Source organism: Fictibacillus sp. 7GRE50 (genome assembly GCF_015903875.1).
Classification (GTDB): domain Bacteria; phylum Bacillota; class Bacilli; order Bacillales; family Fictibacillaceae; genus Fictibacillus; species Fictibacillus phosphorivorans.
In genome coordinates this window covers 301,084-325,609 of sequence record NZ_JACZDW010000002.1, presented here as the reverse complement: position 1 = coordinate 325,609, position 24,526 = coordinate 301,084, and the positions used below count along the sequence as shown (strand labels likewise).

At 39.6% G+C, this 24,526-nt stretch carries 25 protein-coding genes; 19 read left to right on the top strand and 6 right to left on the bottom strand.

Annotated features, from left to right (window positions below; translation table 11 throughout):
- Positions 1-85 precede the first annotated feature (85 nt).
- Positions 86-1,753 (bottom strand): serine hydrolase domain-containing protein, encoded by a 1,668-nt coding sequence (locus tag IHV12_RS08830; RefSeq protein ID WP_231618107.1) that lies wholly within the window; start codon positions 1,751-1,753, stop codon positions 86-88.
- A 218-nt stretch (positions 1,754-1,971) separates the two neighbouring features.
- Here IHV12_RS08830 and mraY point away from each other — a divergent pair, with 218 nt between their 5' ends.
- Positions 1,972-2,922, top strand: coding sequence for a phospho-N-acetylmuramoyl-pentapeptide-transferase (gene mraY / locus IHV12_RS08825; protein WP_197190613.1), 951 nt, complete (start codon positions 1,972-1,974; stop codon positions 2,920-2,922).
- Positions 2,923-3,246: 324 nt separating this feature from the next.
- On the opposite strand, the gene IHV12_RS08820 is transcribed toward mraY, so the two are convergent.
- A complete protein-coding gene (locus IHV12_RS08820; RefSeq protein ID WP_197190891.1) occupies positions 3,247-4,425 on the bottom strand; it encodes an endonuclease in 1,179 nt (392 codons plus the stop codon).
- Positions 4,426-4,637: 212 nt separating this feature from the next.
- The gene (locus IHV12_RS08815) at positions 4,638-5,180 is read right to left on the bottom strand and encodes a GNAT family N-acetyltransferase (RefSeq protein ID WP_197190612.1); all 543 of its coding nucleotides are present in this window, start codon (positions 5,178-5,180) and stop codon (positions 4,638-4,640) included.
- A gap of 115 nt (positions 5,181-5,295) precedes the next feature.
- Between IHV12_RS08815 and IHV12_RS08810 the strand changes: the two genes are divergently transcribed.
- Both IHV12_RS08810 and IHV12_RS23065 read left to right on the top strand, forming a co-directional pair.
- Positions 5,296-5,640 (top strand): winged helix-turn-helix transcriptional regulator, encoded by a 345-nt coding sequence (locus IHV12_RS08810; protein WP_197190611.1) that lies wholly within the window; start codon positions 5,296-5,298, stop codon positions 5,638-5,640.
- The gene (locus IHV12_RS23065; protein WP_197190610.1) at positions 5,633-5,815 is read left to right on the top strand and encodes a cysteine-rich CWC family protein; all 183 of its coding nucleotides are present in this window, start codon (positions 5,633-5,635) and stop codon (positions 5,813-5,815) included. Before IHV12_RS08810 ends, IHV12_RS23065 begins: the two co-directional genes overlap by 8 nt.
- A gap of 33 nt (positions 5,816-5,848) precedes the next feature.
- Here the strand turns inward: IHV12_RS23065 and IHV12_RS08800 are convergent, their stop codons facing one another.
- Positions 5,849-6,910 (bottom strand): DctP family TRAP transporter solute-binding subunit, encoded by a 1,062-nt coding sequence (locus IHV12_RS08800; RefSeq protein ID WP_197190890.1) that lies wholly within the window; start codon positions 6,908-6,910, stop codon positions 5,849-5,851.
- Between the two features lie 95 nt (positions 6,911-7,005).
- On the opposite strand from IHV12_RS08800, the gene IHV12_RS08795 reads away from it, so the two are divergent.
- From IHV12_RS08795 to IHV12_RS08755, 9 genes are all read left to right on the top strand, one after another.
- Positions 7,006-8,625, top strand: a complete 1,620-nt coding sequence (locus IHV12_RS08795) for an ATP-binding protein (protein ID WP_197190609.1) — start codon at positions 7,006-7,008, stop codon at positions 8,623-8,625.
- Positions 8,597-9,280: a response regulator gene (locus IHV12_RS08790; protein WP_197190608.1), complete on the top strand. Its 684-nt coding sequence runs from the start codon at positions 8,597-8,599 to the stop codon at positions 9,278-9,280. Before IHV12_RS08795 ends, IHV12_RS08790 begins: the two co-directional genes overlap by 29 nt.
- 207 nt (positions 9,281-9,487) lie before the next feature.
- Positions 9,488-10,759, top strand: coding sequence for a C4-dicarboxylate transporter DctP (dctP, locus tag IHV12_RS08785; protein WP_197127158.1), 1,272 nt, complete (start codon positions 9,488-9,490; stop codon positions 10,757-10,759).
- An 88-nt stretch (positions 10,760-10,847) separates the two neighbouring features.
- On the top strand, positions 10,848-11,912 hold the full coding sequence (locus IHV12_RS08780) for an NAD(P)H-dependent flavin oxidoreductase (RefSeq protein ID WP_197190607.1): 1,065 nt from the start codon (positions 10,848-10,850) through the stop codon (positions 11,910-11,912).
- Between the two features lie 98 nt (positions 11,913-12,010).
- On the top strand, positions 12,011-12,259 hold the full coding sequence (locus tag IHV12_RS08775; protein WP_191752959.1) for a phage holin family protein: 249 nt from the start codon (positions 12,011-12,013) through the stop codon (positions 12,257-12,259).
- Positions 12,260-12,413: 154 nt separating this feature from the next.
- A complete protein-coding gene (locus IHV12_RS08770) occupies positions 12,414-12,752 on the top strand; it encodes an RNA polymerase sigma factor (RefSeq protein WP_197127161.1) in 339 nt (112 codons plus the stop codon).
- 241 nt (positions 12,753-12,993) lie between these two features.
- On the top strand, positions 12,994-14,247 hold the full coding sequence (locus tag IHV12_RS08765) for an L-lactate MFS transporter (RefSeq protein WP_197127162.1): 1,254 nt from the start codon (positions 12,994-12,996) through the stop codon (positions 14,245-14,247).
- Positions 14,248-14,384: 137 nt separating this feature from the next.
- Entirely contained in the window at positions 14,385-14,834 is a 450-nt protein-coding gene (locus IHV12_RS08760; protein WP_197190606.1) for a GNAT family N-acetyltransferase, read from the top strand.
- A 192-nt stretch (positions 14,835-15,026) separates the two neighbouring features.
- Positions 15,027-15,668, top strand: coding sequence for a YrrS family protein (locus IHV12_RS08755; protein WP_197190605.1), 642 nt, complete (start codon positions 15,027-15,029; stop codon positions 15,666-15,668).
- Between the two features lie 182 nt (positions 15,669-15,850).
- Here IHV12_RS08755 and IHV12_RS08750 read toward each other — a convergent pair whose 3' ends face one another.
- Complete coding sequence (locus tag IHV12_RS08750; protein WP_197127165.1) at positions 15,851-16,612, bottom strand: class I SAM-dependent methyltransferase; 762 nt, start codon at positions 16,610-16,612, stop codon at positions 15,851-15,853.
- A 261-nt stretch (positions 16,613-16,873) separates the two neighbouring features.
- Here IHV12_RS08750 and IHV12_RS08745 point away from each other — a divergent pair, with 261 nt between their 5' ends.
- Positions 16,874-17,368 (top strand): DinB family protein, encoded by a 495-nt coding sequence (locus IHV12_RS08745; RefSeq protein WP_197190604.1) that lies wholly within the window; start codon positions 16,874-16,876, stop codon positions 17,366-17,368.
- A gap of 33 nt (positions 17,369-17,401) precedes the next feature.
- On the top strand, positions 17,402-18,106 hold the full coding sequence (locus tag IHV12_RS08740) for a polysaccharide deacetylase family protein (protein WP_197190603.1): 705 nt from the start codon (positions 17,402-17,404) through the stop codon (positions 18,104-18,106).
- Between the two features lie 49 nt (positions 18,107-18,155).
- On the opposite strand, the gene IHV12_RS08735 is transcribed toward IHV12_RS08740, so the two are convergent.
- The gene (locus IHV12_RS08735; RefSeq protein WP_197127168.1) at positions 18,156-18,608 is read right to left on the bottom strand and encodes a universal stress protein; all 453 of its coding nucleotides are present in this window, start codon (positions 18,606-18,608) and stop codon (positions 18,156-18,158) included.
- Between the two features lie 160 nt (positions 18,609-18,768).
- Between IHV12_RS08735 and IHV12_RS08730 the strand changes: the two genes are divergently transcribed.
- The 5 genes from IHV12_RS08730 to IHV12_RS08710 all read left to right on the top strand — a co-directional run bounded on the left by IHV12_RS08730 (position 18,769) and on the right by IHV12_RS08710 (position 24,100).
- A complete protein-coding gene (locus IHV12_RS08730) occupies positions 18,769-20,058 on the top strand; it encodes a phytoene desaturase family protein (RefSeq protein ID WP_197190602.1) in 1,290 nt (429 codons plus the stop codon).
- 3 nt (positions 20,059-20,061) lie between these two features.
- Entirely contained in the window at positions 20,062-20,925 is an 864-nt protein-coding gene (locus IHV12_RS08725) for an RNA polymerase sigma-70 factor (RefSeq protein WP_197127170.1), read from the top strand.
- A gap of 20 nt (positions 20,926-20,945) precedes the next feature.
- Positions 20,946-21,509, top strand: a complete 564-nt coding sequence (locus IHV12_RS08720; protein WP_197190601.1) for a GNAT family N-acetyltransferase — start codon at positions 20,946-20,948, stop codon at positions 21,507-21,509.
- An 11-nt stretch (positions 21,510-21,520) separates the two neighbouring features.
- Positions 21,521-22,213 (top strand): HAD family hydrolase, encoded by a 693-nt coding sequence (locus tag IHV12_RS08715; protein ID WP_197190600.1) that lies wholly within the window; start codon positions 21,521-21,523, stop codon positions 22,211-22,213.
- A 255-nt stretch (positions 22,214-22,468) separates the two neighbouring features.
- Positions 22,469-24,100, top strand: a complete 1,632-nt coding sequence (locus tag IHV12_RS08710; protein WP_197190599.1) for a M4 family metallopeptidase — start codon at positions 22,469-22,471, stop codon at positions 24,098-24,100.
- The last annotated feature ends 426 nt before the right edge of the window (positions 24,101-24,526 follow it).

Genomic DNA, 24,526 nt, shown 5'->3' with positions numbered 1-24,526 from the left:
CTTCTTTACGATTATTGGTTACAAGAGCAAATAATAATACAGGGTAAAGCAGTTCCGCCGATTAAAGCGAAACTGCTTTCTTGTTTTACCAACCGCGCTCTATCCAATCGTTTTGAACGATTGTTAATCGCTTCTTCTTTCCTCGACGATCACTTCCATATACATCATCTACATACCATCCTCTACCGTTTACAGAAGCATCGGTTTCATAGAGAAAGCGTACAAACTTTGTTCCTTCAGGGAGCTTTACTTTTTCGCGATCCCAAGTTTCTTCTTTTCCAGTATATGTGTTCGGAAGTGTTGTCCACGTTTCTTTGTCACTTGAAACTTGAACGGAACCTTTGTCACTTCCATCTTCAATACTGAACCAATGGTTAAAATGAAGAGTATCCTGATTTTTATCGACTTCAAATGTTAGTTCTTTTTTCAGGTTATCGCCATATCCGGCAAACCAAGCTTTATCTCTGTGATGAAGCGGCACTGAGATCGCATCAGCTGTTAGTTGTGCGACTTTGCGTCGTATCGGATTCATAGAGACCGTCGCTCGAGATGGGTGGACGCGATTCGTTAAAGTCAGTACAATCGTTTTATTCTTTGGTGAGACAACCATTGAGGTTCCGGTATATCCCGTGTGACCTAATGTTTCTTCATTGCTGAGAGCATCCATGTACCACCCTTGATTTAATTCCCAGCCTAGTCCGTGTGAGTTTGTTGGAAACTGTGGCAGCTGGTTTTCTGTTAATAAGCTAACCGTTTCTGGCTTAAGAATCTGTGTTTTACCATACTTTCCATTCTGTAAAACCATATGGCCGAAAATAGCGAGGTCTTTAGCGGTGGAAAAGACGCCGGCATGTCCTGCAACGCCATCTAAACTCCACGCGTTCTCGTCATGCACACTTCCCCAGACCATGCCGCGGCCGATTGCTGGCTGATATTCAGTAGCAGCGATTCGGTCACGAAGATCTGCCGAAGGGTTGTACATCGTATCTTTCATTCCGAGCGGCTCGGTGATGTTCTTTTTTACATAGTCGTCGAGACGTTGACCTGACAGTCTTTCAACTAAAACACCTAGAGTGATTAAATTTAGGTCACTGTATGTATACGTTGTTCCAGGCTCATTCTTTAAGCCGTATTTTAAGGCGATCTGCAGTCGTTCCTCGCGATTTGCTCCCATACTGTATAGAGGAATCCATGCAGTAAACCCTGAAGTATGCGTCATGATCTGCCGGATGGTTACGCTCTCTTTTGCGTTTTCATTGAACTCTGGAATGTATTTTCCGACAGGGTCATCTAGATTGAATTTTCCTTGTTCATATAGCTTCATTGCAGCCGTTGTGGTGAAGAGTTTGGAGATCGAGGCAATATCGAAAATAGTGTCTTTTCTCATCTCAACAGGATGATCCATTTCTGTGAACTGATCGTCTATGTAGCGAGCGGAATAGCCATAAGCATCATGCTTTGCGATACTTCCACTTCTGGCGATGAGAACGACAGCGCCTGGCATGGTTCGTTTCTCAATCTCACTTTCAATAAACGGACCGATTTGCTCTAGTGGTTCTCGTTTTAGTGAAGCTCTTTCTGGTGTTCCCGGATGTAGAACAGGTGATGATTTAGAGGGCTGGTTCCAGTCACCGTGGTGCGTTCGATTATAATGTTGGGAGGAGGAGCCCTCTGCAAAAATGGCAGGAGTAAAACTGGATAACAACATGGCTGTACTAAGCATGGTACAAACTAAAACACGTTTTCCTCTCATAAGTCATTCTCCTTATTCTGAATATTCTTACACTTACTTACAGTAGCAATCTGGAGAAAAGGTGTCTATCACTCGGAAGTCCCACAGCATTTTGTACTAGTTAAATTGTATAGAAATTGTAGGGGGTCAGACCCGGGTCAGACCCCCTACAATTTAAAGGAACTTTTCATCTTTTCTCGAATAGTTACAGTGGAGAAAGAAGAGAGGAGACCAAAATCGTGCTGTTACAACTAACACCTGCTTTTATCACGTTTTTGTTAACCGTAATATTTGCGCCTCTGTTAATTATGACGTTAAAAAAACTTAAACTCACACAGCCCATTCGAGTAGAACTTCCACAAGATCATCAGGAAAAGAAGGGAACACCCTTAATGTTAGGAAGTGTGTTTTTTGTAGGGATTTTCGTCGCGCTTTTTTCCACGACAAGTCCAATCATGCTCTTTTTAGTGGCAACCTTTATACTGTTTAGTTTTATTGGTTTTCTAGATGATTTTTGGAAAGCTTCAAAACAAGATCCTGGCGGGGTATCGGGAAAAACAAAGCTAAAATTTCAGTTCGCATTCACCATTCTTCTCTTATATGTCGGCATCGATCTTTTTAACATTGATACAAGCATACGGGTAACAGAATCTTTTAATATTGTTTTTCCGTATATCATCTATTTAATTTTAATTACACTGTTTATTGTCGGGACAGCGAATGCGATCAATTTTACGGATGGTATGGATGGACTTCTAGGCATGGTTGCAATACCTACATACTTCTTTTTCTTTGTAATCACTGAGTATACGGAAGTGAAAGTCTTTTGCTTAGTGATGATCGCTACAATTCTAGGTTTCTTAATCTATAATTTGTATCCCGCAAAGGCGTTCATGGGTGATACGGGATCACTCGCCATTGGAGGAACCTTATCGTTTCTTGCCATCATCGAAAACGTAGAGATCTTAATTCCAATCCTGTTTATTATCTATCTCGCAGAACAGCTTTCTGTCATCATACAAGTTGCTTATTTTAAACGAACAAAAAAGAAGTTGTTCCGGTTCACACCCATACATTATCACTACGGTATAAAATATGGATGGTCAGAAAATATGATCGTAACCGTGTTTGCGATGGTTTCTTGGGCGGCTTGTGGCATTTGTTTGATGTATTATGAGGTATTTATGTAGAGAGAGTGACACAATTTGGTGTGTCATTCTTTTTTTTTTTGCTGTTGTGTGTTTTTGGAGCGGAATTTTAATCTTTATGTAGATATCGTATAAACTTGGCAACTTATCTCTATACAGGGTTGGGTATCTGCGCCACTAACTAGAACTTATCGGATTAATCCTTGAAATATCGGTGTTATTCCCACGAGTTTCATCAATAATCCACCGAATTTTGAACATATATCAGCGAGTCGACATCTTTCGATAAAAATAACTAGTTGGATACCCTCGATCTCCCTAAACACAAAAAAAGCCCACCGAAGTGAGCCCTTCTAACACATATTCCTACCAAATTTCCTCAGCCCATTCTGGGTGATCGATGAACGGGTTACGATTATGCTGATAATCTTCGTAGATGATGTTGTTTCGGTTTCGCTCCCAGTTATCAACCGGATCCTCTAAGTGCCATTGCAGCAACACAGACATCTTACCGTGATAAGGAGCCGTACCATTATTAACGTTGTTGTTCAATTCTAGTTGTGGTTCACCGCTGTCCCCTTCATAACGAACAGCCATGTAAAACAACATGCGGGCAACGTCGCCTTTTACTGCATCACGTGGTTCCCATGAGTCGCTGTCGTAATAGTTGCCAAGTGCCTCAGAATGCTGCGAGCCGCCATTATCAAAATCAAGGTTTCCGCGAGAGCTGTTTACACTTACATCAGTTGGACGCAAGTGATGGATATCCGTACCTGGACCCATCGCTGTTCCAAAGTCTCCATGTGATTTTGCCCAAACGTGCTCACGGTTCCAATCGTTTACGTTCCCACCGTTAGTGGTTTTGCTCTGCGAACGGCCGGTGTATAGAAGGATGACATTGTTGCTGTTGTTTGGATCTTGATCGGTTACTTTAAGTGCGTTCCATACGGCATCATAAGAGAGTTCAGTATGATCGTCGATAATATTGTGAAGAGCCGTCTTTAATGCTGCGCCAGTTTTTCCTTGAGCAGGATCATAATACGATTCATCAAAAGTTGGTGGGTCAGTAGGATCTGTAGGCGGATCTGTAGGTGTTGTACCAGATGCTTTCTCCATAGCTGTTGGATCTTTTAGGCCAGCATGTGAGAAGTAAGCCGCTAGACTGCCTGTTACTTTAATGGATTGACCTTTTAAAGTAGGGTTTGTTTTTAGACCAAACTGTGATCGGTAAGATGTTGGAATCTGAACATAAACCATATTAGCTGTGTTTGTTTCAGAGGGACTGTCTGCTAAAGCAAGTGCATAATCATTTGGATAATTGCTTGTTACTACGGTTGTTGTTGCGGTAGGTTGTCCTACTACATAACCTTGAACAGTCTTTGCAGAATTGTTCTGATTCGAGATACTTTGAGAAACTGAATAAGGACTGGACCACGATCCATCTCCAGCCGCTTGAAGAGCTGGAATAAATGCTAACGTGCTGACCACTAACGCAATTACTACTGAGAAAAGCGAAAGAAACTTTTTGTTTTCATGCCTTTTCATCATCAACGCCTCCACCCATTTAATTTTTACACCTTGCACTTTGTATTTCTAGTTGTTTCACATATTTCAAAATGTTGGTGAAACAGGTTTTATTCTACAATACTTTTATTAATTTCATTTTACAGATTTGTAAAACGAGAAAACTAGCTACAAAGGGAGGAACTAAAGATGCGTTGAAAAACAGTTATATGGACCTAATAAATGAAAAGAAGTTAATTACTTCTTACTTTCTTACTGCGTAGAACCGAGATGAAACCGCCTAAGATCTCATGACTGACTGTAAATCCTTTACGTTGATAAAAGGATAATGCGTCATCGTTCCCATTGGAAACGTAAATAAAGTAATCATCCACTTCATCAAAAAGAGAAAGCCAGTTCATAGACATGTTAAATAATTTAGAACCCACTCCATATTGTCTGTACTCATCCTTAATATAAAACTGGGAAAGGCAACCGACGGCTTCTTTCTGAACGGAATTCATATCAAAAAAGGTGGCAAAATCGTTGCGATACACCTCTTTCGGAGAAATGTTAACATATACATATCCAACAGGTTCATTTTTATCTTTGACTACGACGATATAGTTATGCATTGCTTTACGCATGGATGGAATCAAGCGCGTTTCAAAGTTCATGGAGTCAAATAATTCAGGACTTATGTCGGCTTTTGATTTTTGATACTTCATGAGCTCGTTACAGAGTTCTCGGCAAACCTCGATCTCATGATCAGGAATAATCTCGTATTTTAATTCCATATTAATCACTCCCTACGTTGTTCATTACGCTATAATTTTATTACATAGAAAAAGGAAAACAAGTATGCAGTAATTTCTTACTAAGTCAGTAAAAACTGAGTAAAGGAGCCGGAAAATGAGTGAGGAAGGATATAAAAGAAAAGAAGATTGCCCGTTAACCTTTGCTCTAACACTAATCGGTAGTAAATGGAGACTCCCGATCATATGGGCATTGTGGAAAAATAAAAGAATTCGTTATAACGAACTGAAGCGTCAGGTAGATGGAATCACAAACATGGTTTTATCTCAGTCTTTAAAAGAGATGGAAAAACAAGGTCTGATCGTGCGAACGCAATTCATGGAAATACCTCCTAGAGTGGAATATTCATTAACAGAGGCAGGAGAAGCTTTAATACCATCATTAAAATCTTTGGCAGAATGGGGAAAAGAGATGCAGATAAAGGTGAAAGCTCATGTCTGAGTGCCCGTTATGTAAGGGAGATAATGTCTGTGCAATTTCAAACGGAAAGAACCCAGAAACGTGTTGGTGTATGAACGTTCAGATTCCAGCTCAACTTCTTGAATTTGCTGCTTCAAATCGTGAAACATGTATTTGCGAAAACTGTGTGGAGAATTGGAACAAAAAGGGGTGCTGATAATAAGTGATCAGCACCTAGGTTTTTTACAGGTTAAAAGTCTTTATATGAGTCTCTTAACTTTAACATCTTGGAAAGTAAATCTTCTCCAATCTCACTTTTGAAATCTCGGTACACAGTCTCCCAACGATTCGCCCACTCTCTTTTTTCTTCTTTTGTCAGATAATGAATATCAATTGAAGAGTTTTTCTCAATCAATGCAAGCTGTTCTTCGTTCATCGCGAAGGATTGAGTCTGGTTCCAGGAAGTGGATTCGTTCAAAGCTTCAGATATAATGTTCTGTTGCTTGCTACTAAGGTTTTTCCAATACTCACCATTCATGATTACGGCATAACCTAAAAATCCATGATTGCTTATCGTAAGGTGGCTTTGTACATCAAAGAACTTTTTAGAATAAATATTAGAGATCGTGTTCTCCTCACCGTTCAATTCTCCAGATTCCAATAATCTGTACGTATCGTTAAAATCCAATCCAACGGCTTTAGCTCCGACTTCATCAAATTGATTCTGGAGCACTGAACTTGGCATGATTCGCAAGTTTTGCCCTTTTAGATCATCGGGATGAACGACTGGCCCGTCGTTTGTTGTAATCTGTTTAAAACCATTGATCCATAACGTTAGGCCTTTCATATTTTTCTCTTCTAGTGACTGAAGCAACGTGTTCCCAATGTTTCCGTTTAACGCCTTTATAATACTTTCGGAAGTAGGCATGGCATAGGGGAGATCAAGAACTTGCCATTTTGGTGAAAAAGAGCTTAGTTTTGTAGTAGCTGGTGCGATCATCTGTACATCACCACGCTGCAGAGCTTCGAGTTCTTCTTGGTCGGAATAGAGTCCACCGTTTGGAATTACTTCTATTTTTATCTGACCACCTGATTTCTCGTTTACCCGTTTTGCAAAACGCTGTGCAGCGAGGCCTTTCGGTGTGTTCTCTGCAACCACGTGACTGAACTTGATGACGACCTGGTCCTTTATTCCTTTTTGATCATCGTCAAAGGGAAGTGTTCCTTCTGACATTTTTGCATGAAAACCAATCCAGATCGATACTGCTAAACCTACGATTAGTATCAGCGCGATCCCAATGAACGATTTCATCATGAATTACCCCAAATCCGTTACTTTTTTAAATAGTCTAACATATTGAAGTTGGAATGATACAATAGGAACAATGAAAAGGAGGATGCTAGTAAATGACGATAAAACGATTACCCATTCGAACAAAAATAATGATACTTACGTTGGGAATCGTGCTCTATGCTATCCTTATCGGCGGAGTCGTCATAATTGGTAAGATCCTCGATATCCAAGAAGAAGAGCTCGGTAAGCGGGCAATGATTACTTCACGCACGGTAGCGCAGCTTCCTGAAGTGAAGAAATACATTCAAGTAAATAAGGGCTGGAACGAGATAGAACCAGTCGTTGAAAAGATTCGTGTCATTAATGAAGCAGATTATGTCGTGGTCATGGACATGGATCATATTCGGTATTCCCATCCTGTTAAAGATATGATTGGTACGGTGTCTAAAGGAAGTGATGAAGGTGCAGCGTTTGCTGACCATACGTTTATTTCAAAAGCTAAGGGAGAGATGGGTACAGCCGTAAGGGCGTTTGTTCCTATAAAAAATGATGAGTTGGAGCAGATCGGCGTTGTGGTGGTCGGTCATGTGATTCCAGGTTATTATGAAGTGTTTCACGATCTGACAGATGAGATGACCCTCATCCTACTCTTAGTTCTCTTGTTTGGTGTGATCGGCTCCTATCTGTTAGCTCGTCATCTTAAACAGCAGATGTTCTATTTGGAACCGCACGAGATCGTTCGAATGTTTGAAGAAAGAACAGCAACGTTCCACTCCATGCATGAAGGTGTGATTGCCATTGATAATCAGGAACACATCACGATCTTTAATGATAAAGCTAAAAGTATATTCTCCGTGAGTGGAGACGTAGTAGGAAGACAGATTCGTGAAGTGATTCCAGATACTCGTCTGCCAGAAATTATAGAACTAAGTCGTCCTGTTTATAATCAAGAGATTCGTGTAAGTGGAAAGGTCATCATGAGTAATCGTGTGCCGATAAAAGTGAAGGACCAAATTGTTGGAGCTGTTGCTATTTTTCAAGATAGAACAGAGGTTGCGAAAATGGCGGAAGAACTGACAGGTGTAAAGGCATTTGTGGAGGCGCTGCGTGTTCAGAACCATGAACACATGAACAAGCTTCATACGATTGCAGGGCTTCTGCAGTTAGGAAATATGAAAAAAGCGATGCAGTATGTTTTTCAAATATCAGAAGAAAAAGGATCACTCACTCGTTTTTTAAATCAAAGGATTAAGAATGAGAGTCTAGCAGGTCTATTGTTAAGCAAAGTCGGACGTGGTAAAGAGCTCGGAATAAAAGTGGTCATTGATAATGAAAGTTTACTAAAAACGTTTCCTGATCAGCTTGATCAGCATGATTTTGTTACGATTATTGGTAATTTGATAGAGAACGCGTATGATGCTCTAAAAGGAATGCGGGATGGCAGGATTGATGTTTCCATCGCGCAGGATTCTGAAATATGTGCCATTTTGGTTGAAGACAACGGTTGTGGAATGAGTCAGGAAGTTCAGCAACACATGTTTGAAAGAGGATATACGACAAAAGGAAACAACGGGTCTGGAATTGGGTTGTACCTAATTCGTCAGATTGTAGAAAAAGGTAATGGAGAGATAGAAGTAACATCACACGCAAATCAGGGAACAAGTTTTGTTATCGTATTTCCGATGAATGATAGAGGTGAAGAAGATGAGGGAGATAAAGGTTCTATTGATTGAAGATGATCCGATGGTCTTAGAAATCAACAAAGCGTTTATAGAAAAAGTGAAGACATTTAAGGTAATTGAGACGGCATCAAATGGAACAGAAGGGCTGAAGCTGATAAAAAAACATAAGCCAGATCTCGTCGTGCTTGATATCTACATGCCAGAGCAGGATGGTGTCGAGACACTTCTACAGATCCGAGCGGAAAAAATTCAGGTAGATGTAATGATTATCACTGCTGCAAATGACTTAGAGACGATTCGTTCTATGATGCAGAACGGTGCGTTCGATTATATTATCAAACCGTTTAATTTTGAGCGCATTGAAAAAGCATTAAGTAAATATAGAACGTATCACTCTACAATGTCTCCATCAGGAACCGCTACACAAAAAGATCTGGATAACCTCTTCTTTTCTGAAATACGCGAAGTTCCTGCTACGATGGAACTTCCTAAAGGATTAAACGAGCTTACGCTAAAACAGATCGGCAGCTTTATAAAAGTACAAACAGAGGCCAAGTCCGCAGAAGAGGTAGCTGAAGGAATAGGAATCGCACGAGTGACAGCACGAAGATATCTCGATTATTTAGTGAAGAGCGGCACGATTCAAATGGACATTCAGTACGGTACTGTTGGAAGGCCAGTTAATCGTTATCTTCTTAAAACATAGTTCAAGACCAAAAAGACCAAAACGTCCAATAAGTTCTTAATATTCTAACAAAAGACTGAAAGCGTTATCATTATCTTTACAAATGATAACGCTTTTTTCTATGGCTTGTTTAAATTGTGTGGAAATTGTCTGGGGTCTGACCCCGGGTCAGACCCCAGACAATTTAACTCTTAGAAGTTCATTTTCAAACTCGAAAGGAGAAGAACAATGAAAAAGTTATTTAAGAACTTAACGTTTCAGGTTTTAACGGCTATCGCCGTTGGTGTACTAGTAGGACTCTTCTGGCCAGATTTCGGGAAACAGATGAAACCTGTAGGAGATACATTTATTAATGCCGTCAAGATGGTGATTGCGCCAATTATCTTCTTAACGATCGTACTTGGCATCGCGAAAATGGGTGACATGAAGAAGGTAGGTAAGGTGGGAGGTAAAGCTTTCATTTACTTTGAAATCGTTACGACCCTCGCACTCGTTATTGGGTTGATCGTTGTTAACGTGTTAAAACCTGGAGCGGGATTAGACTTTGATAAGCTGGAAAAGGGTGATGTTTCACAATACACGTCTGAAGAAGGCGGTAAGATTGATTGGATCGAGTTCGTTACACATATCGTTCCAAGCAACATGGTCGATGCATTTGCTAAAGGTGATATTCTGCAAGTGCTATTCTTTTCCATTCTATTTGGTGTAGGACTTACAGCACTCGGAAACAGTGGGAAGATCATTATCGAGTTCTTTGAAAAGTTGCTCAACGTCTTTTTCAAGATTGTCGGATATATCATGAAAGCTGCGCCACTTGGTGCGTTCGGTGCTATGGCGTTTACAATAGGAAACTATGGTCTAGAGTCACTCGTACCGCTCGGCAAGTTAATGATTGCGGTTTACACGACAATGTTCTTCTTCGTTTTTATCGTATTGAATCTGATCTGCAAGATGTATGGATTTAGTCTGTGGAAGTATTTGAAATTTATAAAAGAAGAACTCTTAATTGTACTTGGAACGAGCTCTTCAGAATCTGTATTACCAAGAATGATGAACAAGATGGAGAAGTTTGGATGCTCGAAGTCTGTTGTAGGTCTTGTTATTCCAACCGGCTACTCATTTAATTTAGATGGAACGTCCATCTACCTCTCGATGGCAGTCGTCTTTTTAGCTCAAGTTTTTGGTATCGATCTCAGTATCACGCAGCAGCTAACGATCATCGCTGTACTTATGCTAACGTCAAAAGGTGCAGCAGCCGTTACGGGTGGCGGATTCATCGTTCTTGCGTCAACGCTAACAGCTATGCAAGTTATTCCTGTTGAAGGACTAGCACTGCTATTAGGAGTTGACCGCTTCATGAGTGAAGCGCGTGCCATTGTAAACTTAATCGGAAACGGAATTGCAACGATCGTTGTATCCAAAAGTGAAAATGAGTTTGATGAAGGTAAAAGTGAAGAGGCCATTCAGGCGATGTACGAAAATAGAAAAATTGCGGTATAACGTTGGAAGGAGCTTTGGTCGAAACAGACTAAAGCTCTTTCTTTTTGATATGCTTATTTAAAAGATAAGAAATGGAGGAAGTTAACTTATGATCTGTAGCATGCTCAATATTAATTATCCTATTATACAAGCAGGCATGGCAGGTGGACCGACAACACCTGAATTAGTAGCAGAAGTAAGTGAAGCAGGAGCATTAGGTACACTAGGTGCAGGATACATGACTCCTCAACAAATTGAAGTTGCGTTACGAGAGATTCATCAACTCACACAATCCCCAATTGCGGTTAATTTATTCCTTCCCCAGACTTATGAAAGAGATGAGAATGCCATTCTAGCGATGCAGCAATACTTGAATACTTACCGCACAAAACTTGGGATTCCTAAGATTAATAACATTCCAGACATGGAGGATCTATTTGAAAAACAACTCGCTACAGTGATGGAAGCAGGTGTAAAAATAGTAAGTTTTACATTTGATGCACCGACTAAGAGATTAGTAGAGAAATTACACGCTTCAGAAATCATAGTTATCGCAACAGCAACTTCTGTTAAAGAAGCGGTTCAGCTTGAGTCCAATGGTGTAGATCTTATCGTTGCACAAGGTGCTGAGGCAGGTGGACATAGAGGGACGTTCTTAAATGTTGAAAATGAATCTATGATTGGTACAATGGCCCTCGTTCCACAAGTGGTAGATGCAGTCTCCTGTCCGGTTGTAGCAGCGGGAGGCATCATGGACGGCAGAGGAATGGCGGCAGCACTAGCATTAGGTGCCTCCGTAGTTCAGCTGGGTACAGCATTTTTAACAGTAAAAGAGAGCGGAGCGAACAATATTCATAAAGAAGCCATTCTAACTAGTAGCGAAACAGACACGAAAATCACGAAAGCTTTTTCTGGAAAAAGTGCGAGAGGTTTTAAGAATAAGATGATGGTAGAATTGGAGAGTCGTATAGAAGTTGATCTGCCTCCATATCCATTGCAGCACATATTAACATCTGATATTAGAAAAGAAGCAGCAAAGCAAGGAAATAAAGAGATGATGTCGATGTGGGCCGGGCAAGCATCAGGTCTAGCGCAAGTGAGATCTGCGAGGAATTTGGTTGAAAATTTGGTTGATCAATGTGATGAAGCACTCCAAAGAGCTTCATTGAATTGAAGTTTTCCTTAAACAGCTAAGGAAAATGGTCTTTTTTCATCCGAAATATAATAAGATTTGTATAAGTTATACAAATTTTATCGATTGGGGTGAAAATCATGGATTTTATGACCGATTTTGCGCCGTACGTTGGTTTAGCTGTGATTTTATATGCAATTCGTCATACGGATCGGTTTTCGAATAAGTATATCCCCATTGTTGCTGTTGTATTAGGTGTTCTTTATGCTTTTTGGGAAGCTGGTGGAGCTACACCAGAGGCTACATTGATCGGATTAAAATACGCACTTTTAGGAATAGGAACCGTCGCAGGTATAAAATATTCATTAGAGCAAAACTTAAAAAAATAAGAGTAAACAATAACAGTGCTAAAAATACAGCGCTGTTTTTTTGTTGTACAAAAGCTATATAATTATTTGACTGAACGTGTATTAAATGTTTAACATATTTAACTTATGGGAAATGAAAAATATCAAAGGAAGTAAACAGGAGGGTGTTGCTATAATGAACATACGACATGACCTTGAGAGTAAGGGTTTAAGCCGATTGCTCCAAAAGGATACAAAAGCTTTAAAACAGATGGTCGATTCATATAGCGCACTACTATTTCAAGTTGCCCTCCGAATTACAGGTGATAAGCAAGTAGCTGAACAGATTCTGTGCGAAGTATTTCGTGACTTATGGGAAAATCCAAACCATTACACCAAAGTGAAAGACAAATATATTTCAAGTTATTTAATAAAACTATGTAAATTAAAGTGTGTTGATCGCGAGGAGGTACATATTACTCGGTTATTATCTAAAAAGTCAAAAAATTATGTTGCGCATAATGCGACGATCTGATATTATAAAAACGCTTACAATAATATAAATAGTGATGGAGAAAATACAAGATCTGTACTTTTTCTATTCTACTTAAATGATGAATGAACGCTCTGCACGAGTATGTAGAGCTTTTAGGCAACATTCTACAAAGACTTATTTGAGAAAATAAGTACTTTTGAATGTTGTCTTTTTATTTGTCTTACATTAGGGTAAGTTTCATGAATGTTTAACTTCATTAACTTTTTAGGGGGGATTAAGAATGAAAAAGTCTAAAAATCGTTGGCTCATTGCTTTATCAGCTGTAGGGATTCATATTTCTATCGGCTCCGTGTATGCTTGGAGCAACTTTACAAATCCATTGATTGAAAAATTCGGTTGGACAGCTTCTCAAGTACAGATGACATTCAGTATCGCTATCCTATTCTTAGGTCTGTCGGCAGCTTTTTTAGGACATTTTGTTGAAAAACATGGTCCCAAGAAAGCGGGTCTGCTTGCAGCCATTTTCTTTGGTGTTGGGATTGCAGGCTCAGGGATTGCAGTCAATATAGGTTCGTTAACTCTGCTCTACATCTTTTATGGAGTGCTTGGTGGAATCGGACTCGGGGTAGGTTATATCGCGCCTGTATCTACACTGATTAAATGGTTTCCCGATCGTCGTGGCTTAGCAACAGGACTTGCTATTATGGGATTTGGTTTTGCAGCAGCGATCAGTTCACCAATCATGGACGCACTTATTAAATCGGCAGGTATCGCTAACACGTTCTTTATATTAGGAATTGCGTATTTTGCAGTTATGACTTTGTCCTCTCTTTATTTAGAAAAACCAGAAGAAGGATGGCTTCCGGCTGGTTTTAAAGAAAATGTAGAAAGTGGTAAAGTGAAAATCAAACAAGACCTCTCGCAACTAACAGCCAATGAAGCGGTAAAGACACGACGCTTCTATTATCTGTGGATCATGCTGTTTATCAATGTGACTTGTGGCATTGCTATTCTTTCTGCCGCTAAACCTCTTGCTGAAGAAAGTATTGGATTAACTACTGCAGAAGCTGCAGCACTTGTGGGTGTACTAGGATTGTTCAACGGTTTTGGTCGAATCGGATGGGCATCCATTTCAGACTACATCGGGCGACCTAATACATATACAACATTCTTTGTCTTGCAGATCGCTCTTTTCTTCATGCTGCCACAAACTTCATCATCGATTCTTTTTCAAGTCATGCTCGCAGTCATCTATACTTGTTACGGTGGAGGATTTGCATCAATTCCAGCATATATTGGTGACCTTTTCGGAACAAAACAAGTTGGAGCGATTCATGGCTACATCTTAACAGCATGGGCAGCAGCAGGTCTTGCAGGTCCGTTATTCGCGGCATGGATCAAGGATACAACGGGATCTTACGCGAACAGTTTAACTTTCTTTTCTGGACTGTTTATTCTTGCGCTCATTGTGTCCATACTCGTCCGTTTTGATATGAAAAAACTAGCTGAGAAACAAGAAAAATCCGTAGCATAATCTACTGAAATGCAGTGTCTTTATTAACGGAAAGGCACTGTTTTTTTAATGATTGTGAATTTGAGAGCAATCTGCCTATTATTCATATGTTATAATATGGTAAACAGGAGATGTAATTTACATTCAAAGGAGAAACTATGACACAAAAACAAGTTACAATCGCAGAATTAAACGCAGAAAATTGGTACGAATGCTGCTTTTTAGAAGTTGCAGACGATCAAGTGAGTCATATTGAACCTAACGCAGTTTCCATTGCACAATCCAAATTTGAACCAAGCTTAAAGCCTTACGCTATCTTTTTCGAGGGTAAAACAGTTGGTTTTCTTATGTTCAACTCAATGGAAGAAGAATTAGATGGGTATTGGATCTATCGTATTATGATCGATAAAAATTATCAGCAAAAAGGAATTGGAAAGGTCGCAACACAGTTGATGATTGATGAAATGAAGACATTGTTGAATGCTAAACGAATTGTAGTGGGATACCATCCGGAGAATAAGGGTGCACACCAATTGTATGCGAGCTTAGGATTTGTAGATAAAGGTGACAGGTTTGGTAAAGAAATGGCTGTTGTTCTAGAAAATTAATACATAGTTCTACGTTGGTAAATACTTCTGAAATCTCATGCCACCCTCAAATTTTTAATAAATGCTTTCGAATAATTAATGTTGAGTATATAAAAGTTTTGTAGAATTATTGAACTCCATGTTTAATGGAGTTCTTTTTGTTTTGTTTCATCACGAAAGGGAACGTTTGATACGAAGGAGTGAATTAAATAGATGAGAAGATCAGAACGCAAAAAGTCAAAAAAGAGAAATGTGGTATTATTCAGTGCACTAGGAGCTGTTCTTTTAGCATTATTATTCTTACCAAAAGATGCGCTGCTTATGGGCGGTGAAGAGGAACCTGCTACAGAAGAAAAAAATCAAGAACCAAAACATAAAGTGGTCAAACTTCAGCCAGATAACGAAAGTGCTTATGAAAAAGATGAAGATAATGAAGCAAATAGTGGGGACAAAGCAAAAAAACAAGAACCTTCTGAAGAAATCGGCATAGATCCTGAAAGAGAAACGGATAAAAAGAAAAAAGCAGAAAAAGCAAAAAAAGCTGAAGCAGAAAAGAAAAAACAGCAAGCTTCCGGTGACAAACCTGTTCTAAATAAGCCGATCGGTACGTCTCAAACAGGACCACATACTTCTAGTTATGATGAAGGCAGCGTGGACTGGAATGAAAAATTGAAAGCGATTCGTCTTGCCACAGGACTTGATGAAAACATGACGGTGTGGAAGATTGGTAACGGTGGCAGTCCTCAAAAATCAGTCGCAGAAGTAAGTCCGAATAAACAGCCGAACGAAAAATACACCGTTAACCTCGAGTGGGTTGATGAAAAAGGCTGGATGGTGACGAGTGTTCAGAAGTAGTCTCAAAACAAGTGGACAGTAAAATGTTGAAAGTGGACAGTAAAAAGCGATAAGTGGACAGTAAATTTAGAAAACTGGACAGTAAATCTTTATCTTCCTAACAATCCACCAGAACATTCTCAAGAAAAGCTGGCTCAGCGCGTTTAAATTGAACGATCGCCGGGTCAGCTTTTTAAATTTCCTTATTTTTTCCTCGCTTTTAGTAGAAAACGATGCTGTTTCACTTCAAAGTATCCATTATTTTGAATCATCTCATGAATGTGATGTAGCTTCTCCACAGAATCTTCAATTTTAAAATCTGGCACCTGCCAAGGTATCGCGTCTAGGTAATAAAGCAGGGCGCCAATATCATAAAAGCGCTGAACAGGAAATTCTTCTTTTGCTTCTAGTATTTCGAATCCACTCTCACGTAATTCATGTTCAGCAAAACGCAAATTCCAATGTGAAAATTCTTCATTAATTGGATAGCCGAGCATTGTATTAATTTCAGCGCAGTCCGAACCACCAACTTGTTGTGTAAGAAAAATCCCGTCCGCAGTTAATACGCGTTTTACTTCAAGTGGAGAATAAGATTCGTGTTTATTAATGATAAGGTCAAACGTATGATCTTCAAATGGAAGAAGATCGTCGTCACCAATTTGAAATATATTTACACCAAGAGGTTCAAGGCGTTCTTTTGCTATTGGGACGTTTGGAGGATATCCTTCTGTTGCACAAACTACTGCGGGAAAAGGTTGAAGCTTGGACAAAAGTTCTCCACCTCCAGTGCCCATGTCAAGCATCGATGAAACTTTGCCGATAAGAGGGGTCACCATACTTCCATAAGACCAAGAAAGCATTCCACTTGCCATTCGACCAGACTCAGTTATATATGAAAAATCCCATCCTGAAAATGGTTTGTTAACTTCCTTAATATACATTTCAAAATCTACATCTCTTTTCATACGTGCACCTCCAAAATTTTATGTTTCATTATGATGAGTCTTTAAGGTTCTGTTGGAGGTCCTCTTGATAAGTAGCAGTTTTATATCTCGTGTTCAAAATAATTCATAACGTTCTCCTTATAACAAGAGTAATTGTATCTTCTGTATTAAATTCTTCAAAACAATTCCAACTCCTCTTGAAACTTCACAAATAGAGGGAATCATATCGTGTTGTCGAAAATAGGCAAAAGGCTGAAGAATGAATTAAAGGGAGAGGACAATATGACTCATCACGCAATAAAGATGTACGAATATCACGTATGGGCGAACAAGGAGATTTTAAATCGTTTATTAGAACTTGGAGATGAGGTATATCACCAGGAAATGCAAAGTGTTTTTACATCCATCTCTAAGGTGGTTTCACACATGTATATCGTTGACCAGCTTTGGTTTCATATCGTCTCAGGCACGAGTATGACAGAAGCGCTCGAAATCGAAAAAGTAGAGTCGGATACAAAGAGTATTGAGGAAATCATTACGATGTACAAGGAATTAACCAATCAATATAGTGAGTTTCTTAACGATGGAGTCGATTTGGACAAAATGTTAATACTAGATACACCTTGGGCAAGAAGAAGAGAAACGAGTATCTCTGAGATGGTGATGCATATTACGACTCATGGTGCCTATCATCGAGGTAATATTACAGCTATGCTGCGTCAAAATGGTTACAGCTCGGTTACGACAGATTTAACGAGTTATTGGTATTCTGACTAACAAATCGCTCTATACATAAATGAGGAGAAATAAATGAAGAAAATAGTCATATACGTAAGCGTTGCGATCATTCTATTAATGGGATTGGCATACAGCGGTTTAAAGTTAAGCAGTTCTAGGGACTTTCAATTTTTCGGAGGTTTAGTAACAAGTGCAGATACTACTGAAAAAGTAGTTGCCCTTACATTTGATGATGGCCCTACAGATAACACTGATGAAATTTTAATGATTTTAAAAGAAGAGGAAGTTAAAGCTACTTTTTTTGTAACTGGCAGAGAGATAGAAGAGAACTTGGAAGATGCAAAAGAAATAGTTGCAGCAGGACATGAGCTCGGAAATCATTCCTATTCTCATGAACGAATGGTTTTGAAAACACCTTCTTATATAAAAAGTGAGATTGAAAGAACGGATGATTTAATCCGCAAAGCAGGATATAAGGGAAATATTCAGTTTCGCCCGCCGTATGGTAAAAAGTTAATCGGACTGCCTTATTACTTAGATAAACACGATCGAAAGACAATTCTTTGGGACATAGAGCCAGAAACATATCCAGAAGTTGCATCTGATTCTACCAAAATAGTGAAACATGTGATTCGAAATATTCAGCCTGGTTCGATAATTCTGTTGCACGTTATGTATGACAGCCGCACAGAATCGATGAAATCTGTTAAAGGTATCATCAAGGATTTAAAGGCAAAGGGATATACGTTTAAAACGGTGTCTGAAATGATTCAATAAAATAGAGGAGCCCATCTTTTAAAGAGGCGCTCCTCAAACAAATTAATTGTTATTTAGAAACAAGTACAGGTTGGTGCGCGTTAGAAACAACCTTTTGACTAACGCTTCCTAAGAAAAGTTTTTTAAATCCGCTATGGCCACGATTACCAATGACGATGAGATCGATGTTATGGCTATCCGCATAACCACAAATGGTGGTAGTCGGGTCACCATGCAAAATGGCTGTTGTTGTCTTTATTTGATGATCAACACGTCCTAACGCTCTGTTTAGGATTTCTTCACCATGACTTTGCTCCAAAATTTCTGCTTTTCTTACTTCTACAGTTGAACTCGCTACTCCGCCTGGATGTACGCCACCATACAAAGGCAGAACCATTTCATTGGTCACATAAAGTAACGTTAACTCAGCTCCTGTATGCCGTGCAATCTCATTACCATTGTGAAGAGCGGTGTAACTTCCTTCAGAGCCATCAAAAGCAACCAGAATCTTGGTATATAACATCACGTTGATCTCCTTTCTTGCAGATTTGGCAACTCGAATAAACATGTTACCTTATAAAATCATTACCCCTTGATATTTTATGTAAACAAAATACAGTTTTCTGTCACAAAGCAAAAGCCAGAATCGTCATGTTTGTAAAATCAGAAAGTGGTGATTACACATGAATACATTTGATGTGGCGATTGTTGGTGGCGGAATAGCCGGTTTAACTTCTGCCGTATATTTAGCACAAGCAGGAAAGTCTGTCTTAGTACTAGAGAAAGCTAGCCAATTAGGAGGTCGTGCACAAACCATCTCAAAAAACGGAGCACTTTTCAACTTAGGTGGGCATGCATTATATAGAGGGGGAGCGGCCGAGAAGATTTTGACTGAGTTAGAGGTGGAAATATCTGGAGCAGTTCCTGATACAACAGGATACGCGATCTGGAATGGAGAACTATTTAAATTGCCAGGATCATTAGGAGCAATGGTGAAATCAAAACTTTTAACATGGTCGAGCAAGACGGAACTTGTCAGAGTTATGTTGAAGCTACAAAGAATTGATGCCACATCAATTCCACATATGAGTTTGCGAGAATGGGCTGAAAAGGAAATAAAGAATCCTATGGTACGTAACGTTGTTTACGCATTATGCAGAACATCAACGTATGGTATAGATTACGATCAACAATTAGCAAGTGCTGTCATTCAACAAGTCAAATTAGGGCTGAAAGGTGTTCTATATGTTAACAACGGTTGGCAATCTATCGTAGAAAATTTGCGCTCAAAGGCTTTGTCTGCTGGTGTAATGATTCTTACAAACAAAATGGTCTTATCTACCGAATATGGAACCAGGCATCAACTTTTTTGTGCAGATGGAGAAACAATCGAAGTTTCAAATGTAATTCTCACAACAGGACCTGAGCAATCGATGAAACTAATGAAGCATTCAGAAGGAACATTGCTGCAAAAGTGGAGTCAACAAGCACGTCCCGTATATGCTGCTTGCCTAGACGTAGCTTTAAAAAAACTACCAAGATCGCGTCATCATTTTGCGATAGGAATCGATCAGCATATTCTGTTCTCTAACCACTCTAGAGCGTGTTCATTAAGTCAGGATGGTGAGATTGTTATTCAAATGATCAAATATTTAGGAACGAAAAAAGAAGAGAGTGGAAAAGTTCATAAACAAGAGCTTGAGAGTATTTTAGATCTCATGCAGCCAGGATGGAGAAAAGAACTTGTATCTCAGCAGTTTCTGCCAAAAATGATTGTAGTACAAGACATGATTAACGTTCAAGACAAACAATATTTTGGACCCTGTGTACCTGAAATACCAGGACTATACATTGCTGGAGACGGAGCAGGACATGGAGAAATGTTGGTGGACGCAGCATTTGCCAGTGCTAAAAGAGCAGCAAAAGCCATTATACAAAATGAAGGATTAAACCGTTTGCGAAGGGAGGCTTAATGGATGAACGATGTTCATACAGAGCAGTTATTTATAACATATAAATCACTCTTGTTTTCATTGGCGTTTCGAATGCTAGGAAGTGTGCAAGATGCGGAAGATATCGTGCAAGATGCGTACATTACTTGGAGTGAACAACCCGTTGATCATGTCAAGAACCCAAAAGCTTTCCTTTGTAAAATCGTAACGAATCGCTGTATTGACTTGCTTAAATCTGCGCGTAAACAAAAAGAAACATATGTAGGACCTTGGCTTCCAGAACCATTAATAACAGACAACGAAGATCCAGCATCACGTTATGTGATGAAAGAATCTCTTTCTACAGCATATTTACTGTTGTTAGAGCAGCTATCAGAAACAGAACGAGCTGTTTTTTTGCTTCGGGAAGTCCTAGAGTATGAATATCAGTTGATTGCAGAAGTGATTGGGAAGAGTAGTTCGAACTGCAGACAAATCTTTCACCGGGCAAAAAAGGCAATAGGCAGTCATGCAATTGGACAGTCGTCATCTCCAAAAGCGTCGGCACTAACTGAACAGTTTGTATCAGCTGTAGTTTCAGGAAATGTCGGCAAACTATTAAGCTTGCTTGCTGTGGATGCGAAACTCCTATCAGATGGCGGTGGGAAAACAAAAGCTGCTCTTGTTCCAATCTTGGGAGCAGAGCGAATCTCTCGCTTTTACATGGGAATCATGGCAAAAGCAAAGGAAGACTTTTCATTTAAATATACGATTGTTAACGGCGAACCAGGAATTATACTATATGCAGAGCATCAAGTATTGGGAGTTCTATCTTTACAGATTAAGAATGACCTGATTCAGACTATTTATTGGGTAGTAAACCCTGACAAACTAACTCATCTTACTTAAAACATTCTTGGAGGTGCAACATGAAGCCTATTCTAATGAATTTCCCAACTGAATTTACAACCGATCGACTACTTATCCGTATGCCAAAACCTGGAGACGGTAAAGCGATGTTTGAAGCAATAAATGCTTCACTAGCCGAATTAAAACCATGGCTTCCGTTTGCCCATTTTGAACAAACAGAGGAAGACGTAGAAGTAAATATTCGAGAGGCGCATATGAAGTTTTTAAGCAGAGAAGATCTGCGGTTGCTTGTGTTTTTAAAAGAAAATGGAAACCTGGTTGCTTCATCAGGATTACACCGTATCAATTGGGATATCCCAAAGTTCGAGATTGGATATTGGATTGATACTCGCTATGCAGGAAAAGGATATATGACAGAAGCTGTTCAAGGAATTACTGAGTTTGCTGCTAATGAGCTTAAAGCACGTCGAATTGAGATTCGCTGTGATACTCAAAATGATAAAAGTGCGGCTATTCCTGAGCGACTTGGTTTTACATTGGAAGGTATTTTCCGTAATGACGCATTGGAGATTGGATCAACTACGAAACTTCGAGATACAAGTGTGTATGCAAAAGTACTTTAAAGGGAGGGGAAATGGTGATAAAAGCTGTTTTTTTCGATTTGTATGAAACGCTGATCACGGAGTGGGAAGAAGGAAAGAAGAAAGCAGCATATTCTACCGAATCATTAGGGTTAGATAAAAATATATTTAAAATAGAGTGGGACCTTAGAAGAGAGCGAAGAATGAATGGAACGTTTCCGGATCACCAGAGTGTTTTAAGCGATATACTTCGTTCACAAGGGATAAAACCCAATCTAGAAGCTATCGATCATGTTCATGAAGAAAGATTGATAGTTAAGACTATTCCTTTTCAAGAGATGGACCCTCACGTGTTAGGACTCCTTCGTACTTTAAGGACTAAAGGGCTAAAGCTTGGTTTGATCTCTAATGCGGCGGCTGAGGAGGTTCACGCATGGGAAATGTGTGAGTTAGCTGACTACTTCGATGAAGTGGTTTTCTCCTATGAAGCACGAGTTGCAAAACCGCAAAAAGAAATCTATCAAATGGCTTGTGAGAAACTTGGTGTAACTCCACAAGAATCTGTTTTTATTGGTGATGGTGGATCTGACGAATTACGGGGTGCAACTGAAGCAGGAATGACAGCACTTCAAGCAATCTGGTTTTTACCACCTATGATCAGTGACAGAATTACAGGTTATCCCAAGTTGAAAAAACCACAGGATCTACTGGAGCATGAGGATATTAAATCCTGTACAATCGCCTAATCTTTTTATTGATGTGGAGAGCTCGCACTTGAATCAACGTGCGAGCTCTCTTTGATTTGAGTTAGTGTTTTTTATTAACAAATTTTAGGTAAAAAAGAACTATAGAGAAAATATGCCTTCAGACACTGTGATTTTATTTCCTATTTTTTACTCTAGTAACAACTAATTAACTTTCTGAAAATTCATATAAATAGAGTTCGAGAGGTGATATGATGTTGCAAACAAAGTAAATAAAAGGAAATTGGAGGCGTGACAATGACAAAGAAGAAGTGGGTTGCAATGGGGATTGCGGCAACATTAATCGCAGGTGCGTTCGGACCCTCAGCTATGGCTGCGACAGAAGAGGTAAAGGTGAAAGTAAGCAGTGATTCTGGGACACCAGCTTTTCTAGCAGGTAAGTTATCTTCTAAATCAAAAGCTTCTGCACAAAAGGTACTATTCAATTATGTGAACAGTCATAAATCGATCTTCAAACTAGGAAATACAACAGCAGAAGATTCCTTCTCTATTTTAGAGAGTACAAAAGAAGCGAATGGAAATACGGTACTAAGACTTCAGCAAGAATACAACGGTGTTCCGATCTGGGGTTATACCCAAGTGGCACACATTAATAAAAACGGTGAACTAACTGTAATATCGGGTGAAGTTGCTCCAGAAATGGACAAGCAATCAAAGTTAAATAACGCAAAGCAGATCAGTGGTAAAAAAGCGGTGGGAATTGCTACTGCTGCACTTGGTCTAAAACCGGAATATGAGAAGAAGCCAAAAGCGGAAAAAATCGTATTGATGAAAGAAGGTAAAGCGCATTTTGCGTATCTTGTAAACTTAAACTATTTAACACCCGAGCCGGGGAACTGGAACTATTTTATTGATGCACAGTCAGGTGAGATCCTCAATCGGTATAATGACATGCACGAAGTAACAGGAACGAACACGACTGGAACTGGAAAAGGTGTGCTAGGTGATTCAAAAACACTGAACCTCACGCTATCCAGCGGAAAGTATTATATGCAAGATAATACGCGTGGAAACGGAATCTTCACTTATGATATGAAGAACCGTACGTTCCTTCCTGAGTTCTTCTTGCCAGGAACGCTATACAATGGAACGGATAACGTGTTCGACAGCTCATACGATCAAGCAGTTGTTGACGCTCACTACTTTGCCGGATTAACCTACGATTATTATAAAAATACACACGGACGTAACTCTTATGATAATAGAGGAGCACAAATTAAGTCGTCTGTTCATTTTAATAAAAATTACAATAATGCTTTCTGGAACGGTTCGCAAATGGTATATGGCGACGGTGATGGAACGAACTTTATCGCTTTCTCAGGCGGCATTGATGTAGTTGCTCATGAATTGACGCATGCAGTAACAGATACGAGCTCTGATCTTGTCTACCAAAACGAGTCAGGTGCATTGAACGAAGCGATGTCTGATATATTTGGTACATTAGTTGAGTACTATAACGGTAAAAATCCTGACTTTGAGATTGGTGAAGATGTGTACACGCCTGCCGTAGCGGGTGATGCACTTCGCTCGATGTCAGACCCTGCGAAATACCAAGATCCAGACCACTATTCTGTTCGTTATACCGGAACAGGTGACAACGGCGGCGTTCATATCAACAGTGGTATCATCAATAAAGCAGCATATCTATTAAGTGAGGGTGGCAGTCATTATGGCGTGTCAGTTACTGGTATCGGACGAGACAAACTAGGTGCGATCTTCTACCGTATGAACACGGTATACTTAACGTCATCATCAAATTTCAGTCAAGCGAGAGCAGCAGCAGTACAGTCTGCAACAGACTTATATGGTGCATCTTCACAAGCTGTTACTTCAGTAAACCAAGCATTTAATGCAGTAGGCATTCAATAATTATTGATATAGCTAGAACCATTTTTGGTGGTTCTAGCTTTTTTTATGGGGAAATAGCGAATGTCGACGATTACAGACTCGTGGATTGAGGGCCGAAACTTCTGGATTGGTAGCTGAAACTCTTGGATTGAGAGCTAAAATTCGTGGATTGAGAGCCGAAACTTTTGGATTGGGAGCCGAAACTCGTGGATAGAGAGCCGAAACTCGTGGATTGGGAGCTAAAACTCGTGGATTGAGAGCCGAAACTAGTGGATCGGGAGCTAAAACTCGTGGATTGAGAGCCGAAACCTATGGATTGAAAGCTCAATCTCATGAAATTAACCCTCATAGGAGGACTGCTCCTGTCGATATAGAATAAGTAAATCGATAACTTAGCAAAAAAGGTTAAGAACGAATGAACGTTCGTGTATATGATGGAAGTAGGGT